General features: G+C 65.5%; 13 protein-coding genes. 6 read left to right on the top strand and 7 right to left on the bottom strand.

Annotated elements, in window-relative coordinates; translation table 11 throughout:
* Positions 1-10: 10 nt before the first annotated feature.
* The 5 genes from VB080_RS05215 to VB080_RS05195 all read left to right on the top strand — a co-directional run bounded on the left by VB080_RS05215 (position 11) and on the right by VB080_RS05195 (position 5,177).
* Entirely contained in the window at positions 11-1,336 is a 1,326-nt protein-coding gene (locus VB080_RS05215) for an ABC transporter substrate-binding protein (protein ID WP_323417374.1), read from the top strand.
* Between the two features lie 198 nt (positions 1,337-1,534).
* Entirely contained in the window at positions 1,535-2,350 is an 816-nt protein-coding gene (locus VB080_RS05210) for a sugar ABC transporter permease (protein WP_323417373.1), read from the top strand.
* The gene (locus VB080_RS05205) at positions 2,347-3,222 is read left to right on the top strand and encodes a carbohydrate ABC transporter permease (RefSeq protein WP_323417372.1); all 876 of its coding nucleotides are present in this window, start codon (positions 2,347-2,349) and stop codon (positions 3,220-3,222) included. The genes VB080_RS05210 and VB080_RS05205 overlap by 4 nt, the downstream gene beginning before the upstream one ends.
* A gap of 42 nt (positions 3,223-3,264) precedes the next feature.
* A complete protein-coding gene (locus VB080_RS05200) occupies positions 3,265-4,149 on the top strand; it encodes a sugar phosphate isomerase/epimerase (RefSeq protein WP_323417371.1) in 885 nt (294 codons plus the stop codon).
* Positions 4,146-5,177, top strand: coding sequence for a Gfo/Idh/MocA family oxidoreductase (locus VB080_RS05195; protein WP_323417370.1), 1,032 nt, complete (start codon positions 4,146-4,148; stop codon positions 5,175-5,177). Before VB080_RS05200 ends, VB080_RS05195 begins: the two co-directional genes overlap by 4 nt.
* Positions 5,178-5,580: 403 nt before the next feature.
* Here VB080_RS05195 and VB080_RS05190 read toward each other — a convergent pair whose 3' ends face one another.
* The 3 genes from VB080_RS05190 to VB080_RS05180 form a co-directional block, all read right to left on the bottom strand.
* Positions 5,581-8,031: a PEP/pyruvate-binding domain-containing protein gene (locus VB080_RS05190; protein WP_323417369.1), complete on the bottom strand. Its 2,451-nt coding sequence runs from the start codon at positions 8,029-8,031 to the stop codon at positions 5,581-5,583.
* Positions 8,021-8,254 (bottom strand): AbrB/MazE/SpoVT family DNA-binding domain-containing protein, encoded by a 234-nt coding sequence (locus VB080_RS05185; protein WP_323417368.1) that lies wholly within the window; start codon positions 8,252-8,254, stop codon positions 8,021-8,023. The genes VB080_RS05190 and VB080_RS05185 overlap by 11 nt, the downstream gene beginning before the upstream one ends.
* 116 nt (positions 8,255-8,370) lie before the next feature.
* The gene (locus VB080_RS05180) at positions 8,371-8,847 is read right to left on the bottom strand and encodes a glutathione peroxidase (protein WP_323417367.1); all 477 of its coding nucleotides are present in this window, start codon (positions 8,845-8,847) and stop codon (positions 8,371-8,373) included.
* A gap of 223 nt (positions 8,848-9,070) precedes the next feature.
* Here VB080_RS05180 and VB080_RS05175 point away from each other — a divergent pair, with 223 nt between their 5' ends.
* Positions 9,071-9,904 carry a hypothetical protein gene (locus tag VB080_RS05175; RefSeq protein WP_323417366.1) on the top strand — a complete coding sequence of 278 codons (834 nt, stop codon included), beginning with the start codon at positions 9,071-9,073 and terminating at the stop codon, positions 9,902-9,904.
* Here the strand turns inward: VB080_RS05175 and VB080_RS05170 are convergent.
* The 4 genes from VB080_RS05170 to amrB all read right to left on the bottom strand — a co-directional run bounded on the left by VB080_RS05170 (position 9,889) and on the right by amrB (position 12,903).
* Positions 9,889-10,164 carry a DUF1540 domain-containing protein gene (locus VB080_RS05170; protein WP_323417365.1) on the bottom strand — a complete coding sequence of 92 codons (276 nt, stop codon included), beginning with the start codon at positions 10,162-10,164 and terminating at the stop codon, positions 9,889-9,891. The two genes, VB080_RS05175 and VB080_RS05170, sit on opposite strands and share 16 nt — an antisense overlap.
* Before the next feature lie 291 nt (positions 10,165-10,455).
* Positions 10,456-11,523 (bottom strand): AmmeMemoRadiSam system radical SAM enzyme, encoded by a 1,068-nt coding sequence (gene amrS / locus VB080_RS05165; protein WP_323417364.1) that lies wholly within the window; start codon positions 11,521-11,523, stop codon positions 10,456-10,458.
* A complete protein-coding gene (amrA, locus tag VB080_RS05160) occupies positions 11,520-12,101 on the bottom strand; it encodes an AmmeMemoRadiSam system protein A (RefSeq protein ID WP_323417363.1) in 582 nt (193 codons plus the stop codon). Before amrA ends, amrS begins: the two co-directional genes overlap by 4 nt.
* Positions 12,088-12,903, bottom strand: coding sequence for an AmmeMemoRadiSam system protein B (gene amrB / locus VB080_RS05155; protein ID WP_323417362.1), 816 nt, complete (start codon positions 12,901-12,903; stop codon positions 12,088-12,090). The genes amrA and amrB overlap by 14 nt, the downstream gene beginning before the upstream one ends.
* Between the last annotated feature and the right edge of the window lie 12 nt (positions 12,904-12,915).

Raw genomic sequence — 12,915 nt, 5'->3', positions numbered from 1 at the left:
AGGTAGTCACATGAGTACTGCCAGAGGCTTGCATCGAGGTACGTTCGCTCTCTCCATCGTTACAGTGGGTGCGCTGGTGCTGGCCGGCTGTGGCACTGCGACGCAAACGCCCGCTCCGGCAGCGTCAGAGAGTTCCTATGCCGGTGAGTTGGATGTTCGGGTCTATGCGGACTGGCCTTTTGTACAGACCAACGCCGAAGAGTTCATGAAGCTGCACCCCGAGGCGAACATCAAGGTCGGTGCCATCGACAACGACACACTGCGACAGTCGGGTGGTCGTTTGTTCCTGTCCAATGATGCTCCTGACGTGATTTCCTACACGCTTGCGCAAGATCTCTTCAGCCAATGGGTCAAGGCCAAGGCCGTGCTGCCGGTAGACGACGTGTGGCAGGCCAACGGATTGCAGCAGACCACGCCGGAGTCTGTCGCTACGTCCTCAACTGGCCAAGACGGCCAGAAGTATGCGGTGCCACTGGGCCTCACCATCGCGCCCATCCTCTACTACAACAGCAAAGCGTGGGAGCAGGCAGGAGCCACCATTCCGAACGACAAGAACCTGTTTGGTTCGCTGGACGAGTTCAACGAGTCGCTGGCGAAGGTCAAGGCGGCTGGGCTCACTCCCATGGCGGTAACGGGTGGCTCACTGGCACCTCTTGCATTCAACTCACTGTTCCCTTCCGCGTGTGGCGATGGCTACCAGGCAATCTCGGAGAATTTCACCAAGGGTGCTACCGCTTCCTACACCGATCCGTGCATCGTTAAGGCTCTTTCCACCTTCGATGGTTGGGTGAAGAACGGCTACATAGAGGACGGCCTTCCTGGTCAGACGCAGCAGTCGACGCAGGCGCTGTTCGAGAACGAGAAGGCTGGCTCCTGGCTCCAGGGCTCTTGGACCCCGCCGGTGTTCACGCCCTCGTTCGAATATGACTGGGCGTTACTGCCATCGCTCTCGGCAGTCGAGTCCCCGTTGCCCGCCGCGCCCGACTCGTTCCTCATCCCCGCGAAGGCAAAGAACCCGACACTCGCCAAGGCATTCATCGGCTTCATGACTGAGAAGTCCACACTTGAGATGGGGATGGGGCGAGTTCCCGCCCAAAGCGGCCTCGATCTCGACAAGGTGGTCAAGGGTAACAAGTTGGAAGCAGCACTGGCCGAGGCTGCGACCTCGGGCAGTCACAACGTCATTCCGATCTGGGACACAGTCGCCCCTGCTTCGGTGGTCACAGCGCTCCACAACGACGTTGTCCCTGGCATGGTCAATGGCTCAATGACACCTGAGCAAGGTGCTGCCCGCTTGCAGGCCGTGGTGGAGGAGTTCCGCGCCAGTAACGGCTGACTTAGCGTAAATGCACGGGCCGGCGGCACTTCCTCTCAGCAGCCGGCCCGTGCCTCCCTGAGAGGACCCGCCATGGTTGTGCACACAATCACCTCGCCCAACGCGAGGCGTCCGAAGGATCCAGATTCCAGCCAGACGGCTGGCTTGGACCGCTCACGCCGTCGACTCTTTGCCACTTTTATCCTCCCGGCGTCGATCTTGACGATCGTCTTCATGGTCTACCCGTTCCTGCTGTCGGTGCCGACGGCCATGCAGAACTGGCCGGGGTTCGGAGACGCTGTCTGGGTTGGCTGGCGTAACTTCGAACGGCTGGCTCGTGATCCGGATGCGGTCGCAGCGCTTGGTCGCACCTTCCTCTATACGGCAGGTGAAACCATTGGAACGGTCGGGATCGGCCTCATTCTGGCAGTGGCCTTCCATCACCGGATCCCGCTTACGCGCGCGCTGAAGTTCCTCGCGTTCCTTCCGGTGATCCTTCCGCCGACCTTCATTGCGTTGGCCTGGCGGCAGGCACTCGATCCCAACTTCGGGTGGCTGACCCACATGCTTGCGGCGGTCAACGCAGAATGGGGCCGATCCTGGCTGGATGATCCCAGCGCCTCGCTGCCGATCGTAATTGTCGTTGGAGTGTTGCAGTACGCCGGGATACCCATGGTGTTGTTCTTGTCGGCTCTTGGCGACATTCCCCAGGAGATCAACGAGGCCGCCACTCTCGACGGCGTGAGCGGGTGGCAGCGGATGATCCACGTGACGATCCCATTGATTCGCGATGTACTCATCATCGTCGTCGGGCTGCAGATGGTTGCCAACTTCAAGTTCCTCGATTCCGTATGGGCCCTGACCCGGGGCGCTTCAGGATCGGACATTTTGCCCACTTTTATCTATAGACAGGCATTTTCGAGTTCGGACTTCGGCTATGCGTCTGCTGCTGCCATCGTCACTACTGGCGTAATCCTGGTTGTGTCGATGACCTACACCTTCTTCTTTCGGCCAAGCAGAATGGATCGGCTATGACGGTCGCAGATCGGCCTATGTTGGCACGACTCCCGAAACGACGAATCCGTCTCGGTGCTATCCTGGCTACAACTTTTATTGGGGCCTATGTGCTGGTCATCAACCTCCCGGTATTTACCGTGCTGAGTGGGTCACTGAAGACTTCCAATCAGATCACCACGGACCCGCTGGGACTACCCAATCCGGTCGATTTCACGAACTACATAAGAGGCTGGAACGGTGTCGCCGTCGGCGAGCCAATGTGGGTCTACCTGCTCAACACGGCAGTTTTCACCGTCGTTGCGGTTGCTGTTGTCATCGTGTTGGGGACCATGGCTGCTTACGCTATCTCGCGCAGCAGTAACTGGGTGTCAACCTTGGCAGAGCGTTATTACTTGGTGCTCTACACGCTACCGTTCCTGGCAACGATCGTTCCGCTCTATTCAATTACGGGTGATCTGGGGTTGCGCGACAATCCTGCGGGCGTCGGCCTCGTCTACGCCGCCAGTTGGATGCCGATGACGGTCGTGTTGATGCTGGCCTTTTTCGCCTCCTTTCCGCTAGACGTTATCGAGGCGGCCAAGACGGATGGCGCCTCGGAATGGCGTGCTTTCGTCACGATCGTCGTTCCCATGTCCCAAAGCGCGGTGCTGAGCAACCTGTTGCTGGCGTTCATCTACGCGTGGAACAACCTGTCGCACACTTTTCCCCTACTCACCTCGCCTACCAGCCTTACGGTGGCTCCGGGGATCTTGCTGTTCTCATCGCAGTACACCGTTGATCAGGGTGCCCAACTGGCGGGAATGTTCATGACTGTCATTCCACTCATCTTGGCGTACGCCGTTCTCCATCGGCACATCATGGAAAGCTTCCGGGTCGGCTCATTCCGCTAGATCCGCTAGTCGAATATCAATTAATAGAGAAAAGGAAAAGGAATGTCACTTACCTTCGGCATCGCGCCTGATTCGTGGGGGGTCTGGGATCCGAAGTCACCCGAGAACCCGCCATGGGAGAGGTTCCTGGATGATATCCAACGAGGCGGGTTCGTATACGTAGAACTTGGCCCGTATGGCTACCTCCCGACCGACCGCAGTCGGCTCAGTGAGGAACTTGAGCGCCGATCGTTACAGATGCTAGCAGGGACGCAGATCTCCGTCTTGCATTCGCGACGCACCCGTCAGGCGGCTCTGGCCGACGCGCGTCAGATTGCGGAGTTGATCGCTCCACTCGGTGCGAAGTTCATGGTCGGATTGGACGGGCATGCCATCGGACGGGATGATCCGCGTAAACTGGATCCTATTCAGTGGCGGGATTTTGTGGAGACATCGAACCAGATCGGAAAGCTGTTGGCCGAGGAGTTTGATATGACTTTTACTTTCCATCCCCACGCGGACGGTTTGGTGGAGTACCGCGAAGAGACCTTCCGGTACCTGGACGACACTGATCCGCGGTTCGTCTCCCTCTGTCTCGACACCGGTCACTATGAGTACCGCGATGGTGACTCGGTCGAACTGTTCAGGAGGTACACCGACCGGATCCCGTTCCTGCATATTAAGAGCGTCAATCCGGAAGTGTTGGTCCGCGTCGAACAGGACGATCTATCCATGGCCGAGGCAGTTCCGCTGGGTGTGATCGCTGAGCCGGAGCATGGAAAGGTCAATTTCCCGGCACTGCGGGACGCCATGGTGGACCTTGGCTATGACGGCTGGGCGGTGATCGAGCATGACATTCATCCGCTGCCGAACTTCGACGTCCCTCTCCAGATCGCTACGCGTAGCAAGGCGTACTACGAGTCGCTCGGGTGGAGCGTGACGCGATGAGCGGACCGGTGGGACCAAGCGGACCCATCCGGGTGGGCTTGATCGGCGTTGGGCTGATGGGGCAAGTCCATGCCACCAACCTCCAGCGGGCCGTCAAGGCCGCCGAACTGGTGGCTTTGGCTGATGTCCGCAAACAGGAGGCGCAAAGCCTGGCTGAAGCGCTGGCCGTTGAGCGGGTGTATCGAGACGGACTTGAACTGATCGCTGACCCGGACGTGGACGCGATAGTGGTGGCCTCACCAGACATCAGCCACGGCCCGTTGGTCTTGGCCGCCCTGGAAGCGGGCAAGCCGGTACTGTGCGAGAAGCCACTCGCAGGCTCGGTCGAGGAAGCGCAGCAGATCCTTGCTCAGGAGTCCGCACTGGGACGAAGACTGGTTCAAGTTGGCTTCATGCGCGACTTCGATCCCTTCCATCGGTCGGCTCGGGAAACGGCGGAGTCAGGTGAGATCGGGAAGATCGTGTTGTTCCGCGGCCAACACATCAGCCCTGGCGCTGGGGAAGGGTCCGGCGGCCCGCCGGCCACTGCCGGAATCATCGGAGCGTTGATCCACGACATTCATTCGGTACGGCGTATGACCGGGTTGGAGATCACCTCGGTGTTCTTGCGCAACCGCTATCTACCTGACGCCACTGCGCATCTGCTCACTGCCAACTTTGCTCTTGAGAACGGTGGGGTGGCCATCCTCGACGTCAACTTCGAGGCGCAGTTCGGGTATGCGGTCCATGTCGAGTTGGTTGGAACGAACGGGACTGTCGAAACCGCGCAGCCCCGTTCAAGGACGGTTTTCGTGGATGGCCAGGCACGTCAGGACATCGCCCAGACTTTTCAGGAACGATTTGGCGATGCCTACCTAGCTGAAATGCAGGCGTGGATCGACGGGATCCGTCTGCAGCGGCCATGCGGCCCGAGTGCCTGGGACGGCTATGCCGCCTCAGCGGTGGCCGATGCCTGCATCCGTGCCGTCGAAACCGGGCGCTCCGAACCGGTCGAGCTGGCCAGCAGGCCACCGCTCTACGGCGGCTGACTCCTTGTGTGGGCTGAGATCTGGGTGAGAGTTCCGGTCATCTCAGTGCGCATCGGATCCGTGGACTCATACGATTGCGGCCACTCATCGGAGACCCTGTGGGCCAAGTCTGGCATCGAGTGTGCGAGCGGAAACGTCGATCTGGGCGCAACGCTGACGGACGGCAGGTCCGATCGGCGTTGCGCCTATGCCGCACTGGGCGGGACGACGGGCCACGGTGCGGGCCAGCCGAGCCGGCGATGCCCTCGTTGTCCGCGCCGCGTTGGATGACGTACCTCTGCGGGTAGCTCGGCTGCTCCCACTTGATCCCGTGTCGCAGTCGATGTCGGGCGACACCCTGGGTGATCACGCCCGCCGAGCTGCGTCCGGCAATCATTGAGACCCTGGATGCCTGGTTCGCTGGCTAGCTGGGACGGTGCCGGTCGGCGGGCGACGATAGCGCGGGGGAGAGCAGGTTGACAGTGCCCGCGGCACCGTCAACCCGCACGCGATCACCGGTGTGCAGTCGCGAGGTGGCGTCACGACAGCCGACCACGGCCGGGATGCCGAGCTCGCGGGCGACGATGGCGGCGTGGCTGAGCGGGGCGCCCAGATCGGTGACAATCGCTGCGGCGATCGGGAAGATCGGGGTCCAGCCGATGTTGGTCAGCGGGGTCACCAGAACCTCGCCGGGACGAAGCTGGCCGGCGTCGTCGAAGTCGGTCAGGACCCGAACCGTTCCCTCCACCCGTCCGACCGCCCCCGGATGACCGCTGATGACGGGTGAACTCTCGGGGGTCCTGACCGTCCGGTCGGGCACGGCGGTGCCGGCGATGTCGGTGCAGCGGTCCGGGTCCGCGGCCCAGGCGAAGGGGTCGAAGCTGCCGCAGATCAGGCCTGGCAGGGCGGGAAGATCCCGGTAGCGCTGATAGCTGGTGCGGCGCTGGTCGAGCCAGGCGAACGGCGCGGTGTCGCCGGACAGAGCCGCCAGCAACTCCTCAATCGTGAGCAGAAAGACGCCGTCAGCCACGCCCAGCAGGTCGCCGGCGCGCAGGGCGAAGGCACGCAACACGCTCGTCGTCCGAACGCCCTCGGAGCGCACGGCCTCGCGCAGCCGGGCATGTCGGGCGGCTTTGCGGACGCGCTGCTCGACCTTGCGCGCCAGCCGCGCGTCGTGCTCGCCGAGCCGGGCCAGCACGGCGGCGGAGGCCTCGGCTTGGCGGTGCCGCCGTTCGGCGATGTCGGCCCCCGCATCGCGAGCCAGTTCGCCGTCGAGCCACCCCGGATCCTCCGACGGGCGCGGCCAGGCCAGTTCCGCCTCGTTCACGCCGCGATGACCGAAGCGCGCCAGGTACTCCGCCCGCGACAGTGTGCCGGCCCGCACCTGCTGCAGTCCTTCGGACGGCCCCAGGCTCTCCAGACCGCCGGCGTAGCCCGCCAGGTTCGACAGCAGGGCGGAGGCATCCTCGGCTCCCAGCTGGGCACGCAGTTCTGCCTCCAGGCGGGCCGGATAGTCCGATCCGGAGGCGATCACCGCCCAGAAGGAGCGCAGGCTGACGGTGAACAACCGGCCGTCCCAGAGCTTGCGCAACTCGACCGGTGTGCGGCAGGCCACGATGGCAGCCAGGAGTTCGTCGCACAGCCTGCGGTGCCCGCGCAGGAAGGCCGGCAGCCGCAGCTTCGCCCAGGACATCCGCAACAGGCTGCCGAGCAGCGGGAGCCCGGCCTGTTTCCAGTCGTCCGCCGTCATCGGGATCAGCGGGATCGGCACGTCATCGGGCAGCGTCCCCCACCAGCCGGCGAGTGTGCGGTAGACCTCGCGCGGGTCGGCCTTGCCCGGCTTGCCGCGCCGTGCGGTGATCTGGACGCTGAGATTGGCGTACGGGCGCCCGCCGATGAAGCCGGCCATCTCCCGCCCCCGCAGTGCCATGGACGGGCCGCCGTTCGCCTGCTGATACCGCGACAGGGAGATCGTCAGCGGGGTCTGCGCGACCGGGTTGGCCTCGCTCAGGTTGGTCGCCGACCACAGGCAGGTCCCGGCCAGCGAGTCGTTGCGCTCGGCCGTCGGGGTACGCCACGGGTTCAGCGTGGTGATCGGACGGGCCTGCAACAGCCAGAGTCTGTCACCGGCCACCGCCCACTCGATGTCCTGGGGCACACCGGCGAAGGTGGTCTCGACACGATGCGCCTGCCCGTGCAACGCGCTGGCATGGGGCGCCAGGACGTCCGGGCCCTCGAAGGCGCCGGACGGACGGGCGAGCCGGAACGGGCTGCCTGTCTCGTCCCCGGACACCAGGGACTCGCCCAGCCCCTGGACGACGGAGCCGAGCATCGAGTCCAGGTCGCCGCTGATCGGGTCAACGGTGAAGACCACCCCGGCCAGTTCGGCGGGGACCATCGCCTGCACGATCACTGCCAGTTCACCGACCTCGGCCCCCGACGAAGACGCGTAGGCGGCGACCCGTTCTGCCGCTCCGGAGGCGCGGACGGCGGCGATCGCCCGGGCGAGGTCAGCGGCGGCCACGTCCAGGACCGACTCGTAGGCACCGGCGAAGGAGGCGGACGCGGAGTCCTCGCTCCGCGCCGAGGACCGGACGGCGAACCGCTGATCGGCCGGGAACCGGCGCAGCTGGCGATTCAGCGCTGCCGCCGCGGCTGCCGTCAACTGGTCGCCGGCGAAGGCTCGCGGCAGCAGGACCAGCCCATCCGGTACCGGATGGCCGGCGCGGACCAGCCGGGCCAGGGCACGTGCCTTGCCGCCGGCGGTGGTCTCGTCCTCCGGCAGTTCACCGAAGCGATAGCAGGGCTGGCCCCCAGGGGCGTAGCCCCGCCGCGCCAGCGTCCGGAGCCGGGCAGCGGCGGCGTCAGTCAGCATCGGGCGCGGGGCTGCCGAGAATCTCCTCGGCCCCCGGGTGGCGGGCGATCACGTCGTCGGCACGGGCCAGCGCGATGCCGTGACGCAGGTCACCGAAGACCAGCAGCTTGTCGCCGATCTCGATCCCGAAATCCCGCCGCGCCCGGGCGGGAATCACGATCTGCCCGCGATCGCTCACGGTGACCGCGCCGTAGAAGCGCTTCTCCGGATCAGCCGGCGCCATCAGACCTCCCTGGACTACATCTTGCATACAAGATACATCTTGCATATCGGTCGTAGCCAGGCTTCCGGAACTCCCGCGCTGCCGCGTCGGCTGGAGCAGAGCGCTACCGCAGGGCGCTACAGCAGGGCACGGATGTCAGCCTCGATCTCGGCCGGGGGCGTGGTCGGGGCGTAGCGGCGCACCACCACGCCGTCCCGGTTGAGCAGGAACTTGGTGAAATTCCACTTGATCGCGTCGCCCAGGATGCCGCCCTTCTCGGTGCGCAGCCAGGCGTACAGCGGGTGGGCGGTGGCGCCGTTGACGTCGATCTTGGCGAACATCGGGAAGCTGACGCCGTAGTTCAGCGAGCAGAACTCGGCGATCTCGGTGTTGTCGTCGAACTCCTGGTGGGCGAACTGGTCACAGGGGAAGCCGAGCACCACCAGACCCTCGTCGCGCAGGTCGTGGTAGAGCTTCTCCAGCCCCTCGTACTGCGGGGTGAGGCCGCACTTGGAGGCGGTGTTCACCACCAGTACCACCTTGCCCAGATAGTCGCTCAGCTGCTGCGGCTGGCCGGCGAGAGTGTTTGCTTCGAAATCGCCCAGTGTTGTCATGGCGTCCGTCCTCGGTAGGAATGCTCTGGACCGAGGATAGTTCGGGGCTCCTCATCGACCGATGGGCGGACCCGTGCCGTGGTGCGCAACTGGGCGGTCCGGCGCACCGTGGCGCTTCTCCGGCACCCCGGGTGTGGCGGTGCAGCGTCCAGGTGGAGAGACGCGACTTCCCGAGTTTGGATATTTAGGTTAGGCTAGCCTTGCCTATTTGGATGGAGGAAGCGTGGAACCTACTCAGCTCGGAGTCTCGACGGTTCACGCGCTCTCCCAGGCCCGCGCGGTGTCACTGGCCCGGCGGCTGCTGTCCGGCGCCGGGCGCGCCTCGCTGATCGCCTATGACCTGGCCTCGTCCGCGGAGGCTGCCGCCCTGGCTCACGGACTCAGCGATACCGGTGACCTGCTGGTTGCCGGCATCGCCGACGAGGAGATTCCAGCCACCACCTGGCGGCGGGCGCCGCTGCGGGTCCGGTTCGACATCGTCAAGGAGGCTCCCGAGTGGTCGGTGCGGATCATCTCCTGCGCGGTGCACCTGCTGGGTGTCCTGGAGTGGCTGACCGACGAGGAGCGTGACGAACACCTCGCCAAGGGGCTGCCGTCCCGGCTGGCTGAACTGGCATCGGCACCGGGGGGCCGACTGGGGGTGATCCGGGCCGACCGGATCCTGCTGCATGACTGCTCGGGTGTCACTCCGCTGGCCTTCGAGGAAGTGTCCGACGAGGTCGGCGTCTTCCCCGACCTCGAGAGTGAATGGGAGGCGCGGGAACTGGTGGCCCAACTGGCCCCAGCCGAACTGAGCGAACTGCTGACGGCGGCAGCGGCCGGCTGGAACGCGGCCACCGTCCTGGCCGGCAGTTCGACGGGTAGCTGTCCGCACGTCGAGCGGCAGGTGTTCTGCGTGGATGTCGACCGCACCGGGCTGACCGTGATGGACGTCGAGCCCGGGTTCACCGCAGTGGTGGTGTTTGCTTTCGCCGAACCTGCCGACACCATGGCGGAGTTGGCGGATGGACTCCGCCAACTCCTTGAGTCAGCCGCGACGGTTCAGCGCGCTTCGTAGCTCAGGCACTCCGCGTCGTCGGCAATGGCGATCTCGCCAGCGGTGCACAGCAGATCGGTGTTGTGCACGCACTCCAGGCGCTTGCAGGCGCCCACCTGGCCGCTGGCCGAGGACAGCCCGGCGCGGGCGTCGAGCGCGACGAAGGTGGTGCAGGAGGCCTTCTCGCCGGTGCCGCCGACAGTGATGGCGAAAGCGGTGCAGCCGCCGTTGTTGAACGAGCAGGTGGTGGTGCTGCAGGACTTGATCGCTGTGGTGCTCATGATGACCCTCCAGACGGGTTTGCGGACACTTCCAACGACATTCAGGCTAGGTTGGCGGTTTTCGGGAGACAAGCATAGTAAGGCTAGCCTAAATAGAAGCCCTTTTCATCCTGCGGATCGAGCGATATTCGTCTGCGGAGATTTACAACTGCTTCTTGGCTAGGGATGATGAGCTGATACGCGGTGCTTGGTCGGACGTCGGCCACTCCCGCAATAATGCAGCATTGTATTTTCGTAATTCATTCCTCACTAATGTTGACGTGGTGCCGGGCCGCTGCCGGGCAGCGGCCGCTACGAGGCGAGTCGTACCGGGATCCGCCGCGGCCCGAAGGTGCCGGCGGACGACGCGAACCGGCCGGCCAGGGCAGCGCCGCAGGACGGGCAGCGGCCGTCCGGGGTGAGCCGGTAGCTCAGGATCCGGTACCAGTCGCGGGCGATCAACTCCGTCCCGCACTCGGGGCAGGAGGTGGTGTCCCCGGCGGGATCGTGAAGGTTGCCGGTGTAGACGTGGTGCAGCCCGTGGCCCAGGGCGATCGCCCGCGCGCGGTGCAGGGTTGCAGCCGGAGTGGGTGGCACGTCCCGCAGGTGGTGGTCGGGGTGGAAGGCGGAGAAGTGCAACGGCACGTCGGGCCCGAGATTGTCGGCGTACCAGTCACACAGCCGGTGCAGCTCGGCATCGGAGTCGTTGTGGCCGGGGATCAGCAAGGTGGTGACCTCGAGCCACACCGTAGTGTGCTGCGCGAGATAGGTCAGGGTGTCCAGTACTGGCTGCAGGTGCGACCGGGTGAGCTGGACGTAGAAGTCGTCGGTGAAGCCCTTCAGGTCGACGTTGGCCGCGTCCAGGTGCGCGAAGAACTCCCGGCGCGGCCGGTCGTACAGGTAACCGGCCGTGACGGCCACCGCCGCAACGCCACGCTCCCGGCAGGCGTCAGCCACGTCGATGGCGTACTCGGCGAAGACCACCGGATCGTTGTAGGTGAACGCCACCGAACGGCAGCCGAGATCGACCGCCGCCTGTGCGATCGCCTCGGGGGAGGCCTGGTCCTGTAGCCGCTCGGGGTCACGTGACTTCGTGATGTCCCAGTTCTGGCAGAACCGGCAGGCCAGGTTGCAGCCCAGGGTGCCGAAGCTCAGCACGCTCGTCCCCGGGTAGAAGTGCGCCAGTGGCTTCTTCTCGATCGGGTCGATGCAGAAGCCGGACGCCAGCCCGTACGTGGTCAGCACCAGGCGGTCACCCTCACGACGGCGGACGAAGCAGGCGCCGCGCTGGCCGTCACGCAGCCTGCAATCGCGCGGGCACAACTCGCACTGGATCCGTCCGTCGTCGAGCGGACGCCACCACCGGGCCGGGTAGGTCATGCGTGGGCGAGCGGGCGCTCGCTCTCCTGCCAGCACTTCACCGTGTAGCGGCGCAGCCGGAGCTTCGCGTCCCAGAAGTCCTCCGGCAACCCCGCCTTCCGCTTGAGTTGGTGGAGGAACACCCGCCGGTCGGGCAACTCCTGCCACACCTGCGGCAGGAAGGTGCCGCGGTGGTCGTGCCAGCGCAGCGCCAGGCCGTCCACCCCGGGACGGAGTTGCTGCAGCGCGTCGGCCTCCGAGGTGAACTCCAGCGGCTCCAGGGCGGACAGCACCGACACCTCGATCCGCAGCCCGTCCAGTTCGGGCGCGGTGAGCGGCAGGAAGCGACTGTCGGCGAAGGCTGCGGCATGGGCGTTGTGCCGCACGTCCTCACCGAGTGGATGGCGGGCGGTGAGCGAGCCGATGCAGCCGCGCAGCCGTCCGTGCCGGGTCAGGGTGACGAAGGACGCGCCCGGCACGGCCAGCCAGTCGGCCGACTCGTGGGGTGGGGTGACTCGCCGGAACTCGGACTCGATGGCGGCACGGGCGATGCCGGTCAGGATGGCGCCGGCGTGCGGATCGGTTTCAGGAGTGGACATCGGTGACCTCCTCGAAGGCGATGGCGGCGTAGCCGACGACTCGTGAGCGGTCGCCGGCGGTGTCGCCGGAGTTGCACATGCTGATCAGGTGGGGACGCAGGCCGCGTTCGGCCGCCGCCACCAGCAGGCCGTTGATCCCGCGAGCCCCACACGCGCTGCCGTCGGTGAGGGGCCAGTCCAGGTCCAGGATCTGCTGGACGGTGGTGCGGTCGATCCACCGGGCGCTGGGGTAGGGCAGGTAGTGGGAGAGGTCCGAGCTGATCACCACGACGGTTTCCGAGCCTCCCCAGAGAGCCTCCAGCACCTCGGCAACCTGCCTCGGCGACGCGTTGCCGACCACCAGGGGCACCAGCTGGAACTCGTTCAGCACCGCCTGCAGGAAGGGCAGTTGCACCTCCAGCGAGTGTTCCTGGGCGTGGGCCCCCGGATGGATGATCACGTGCGGGAGTTGGGCCAGGGCTGCCTCCGCGCCGGGGTCGAGTTCGATCGTGCCCAGCGGGGTCGCGAAGCTGTCGGCACCGGCGAGCGCGAGCCCGGAGAACCAGACGTGGTGGGCCGGTCCGAGCATCACCACCCGGGTGACCTGGTCGCGAACCGGGTCGAGGGTCACATAGCCGGCGGCGGCCGTCGAGCCGGAGTAGACGTAGCCGGCGTGCGGGACGATCAGCGCCTTCGGTGGGGAGCAGGCAGCCGACGCGGCACGAGCGTCAGCGAGCAGGCGTTCGACGGTGCTGGCCAGGTGCTCGGCCTGGCCGGGATAGAAGCGGCCCGCGACAGCCGGCGGGCGAATGGTTGTCGCCATTGTCACCACGCC

Origin of the sequence: Propionicimonas sp., assembly GCF_034927565.1 — a bacterium.
Lineage (GTDB): Bacteria > Actinomycetota > Actinomycetes > Propionibacteriales > Propionibacteriaceae > Propionicimonas.
Note: the sequence above shows the minus strand (reverse complement) of the source record. Positions and strands in the feature narration are given on the sequence as shown.

What these genes read in the sequence shown, in the direction of transcription:
- VB080_RS05215 (WP_323417374.1), top strand. Translation starts at nt 11, where the DNA reads ATGAGTACTGCCAGAGGCTTGCATCGAGGTACGTTCGCTCTCTCCATC.
- VB080_RS05205 (WP_323417372.1), top strand. Translation starts at nt 2,347, where the DNA reads ATGACGGTCGCAGATCGGCCTATGTTGGCACGACTCCCGAAACGACGA.
- VB080_RS05200 (WP_323417371.1), top strand. Translation starts at nt 3,265, where the DNA reads ATGTCACTTACCTTCGGCATCGCGCCTGATTCGTGGGGGGTCTGGGAT.
- VB080_RS05195 (WP_323417370.1), top strand. Translation starts at nt 4,146, where the DNA reads ATGAGCGGACCGGTGGGACCAAGCGGACCCATCCGGGTGGGCTTGATC.
- VB080_RS05190 (WP_323417369.1), bottom strand. Translation starts at nt 8,031, where the DNA reads ATGCTGACTGACGCCGCCGCTGCCCGGCTCCGGACGCTGGCGCGGCGG.
- VB080_RS05185 (WP_323417368.1), bottom strand. Translation starts at nt 8,254, where the DNA reads ATGGCGCCGGCTGATCCGGAGAAGCGCTTCTACGGCGCGGTCACCGTG.
- VB080_RS05180 (WP_323417367.1), bottom strand. Translation starts at nt 8,847, where the DNA reads ATGACAACACTGGGCGATTTCGAAGCAAACACTCTCGCCGGCCAGCCG.
- VB080_RS05170 (WP_323417365.1), bottom strand. Translation starts at nt 10,164, where the DNA reads ATGAGCACCACAGCGATCAAGTCCTGCAGCACCACCACCTGCTCGTTC.
- amrS (WP_323417364.1), bottom strand. Translation starts at nt 11,523, where the DNA reads ATGACCTACCCGGCCCGGTGGTGGCGTCCGCTCGACGACGGACGGATC.
- amrA (WP_323417363.1), bottom strand. Translation starts at nt 12,101, where the DNA reads ATGTCCACTCCTGAAACCGATCCGCACGCCGGCGCCATCCTGACCGGC.
- amrB (WP_323417362.1), bottom strand. Translation starts at nt 12,903, where the DNA reads ATGGCGACAACCATTCGCCCGCCGGCTGTCGCGGGCCGCTTCTATCCC.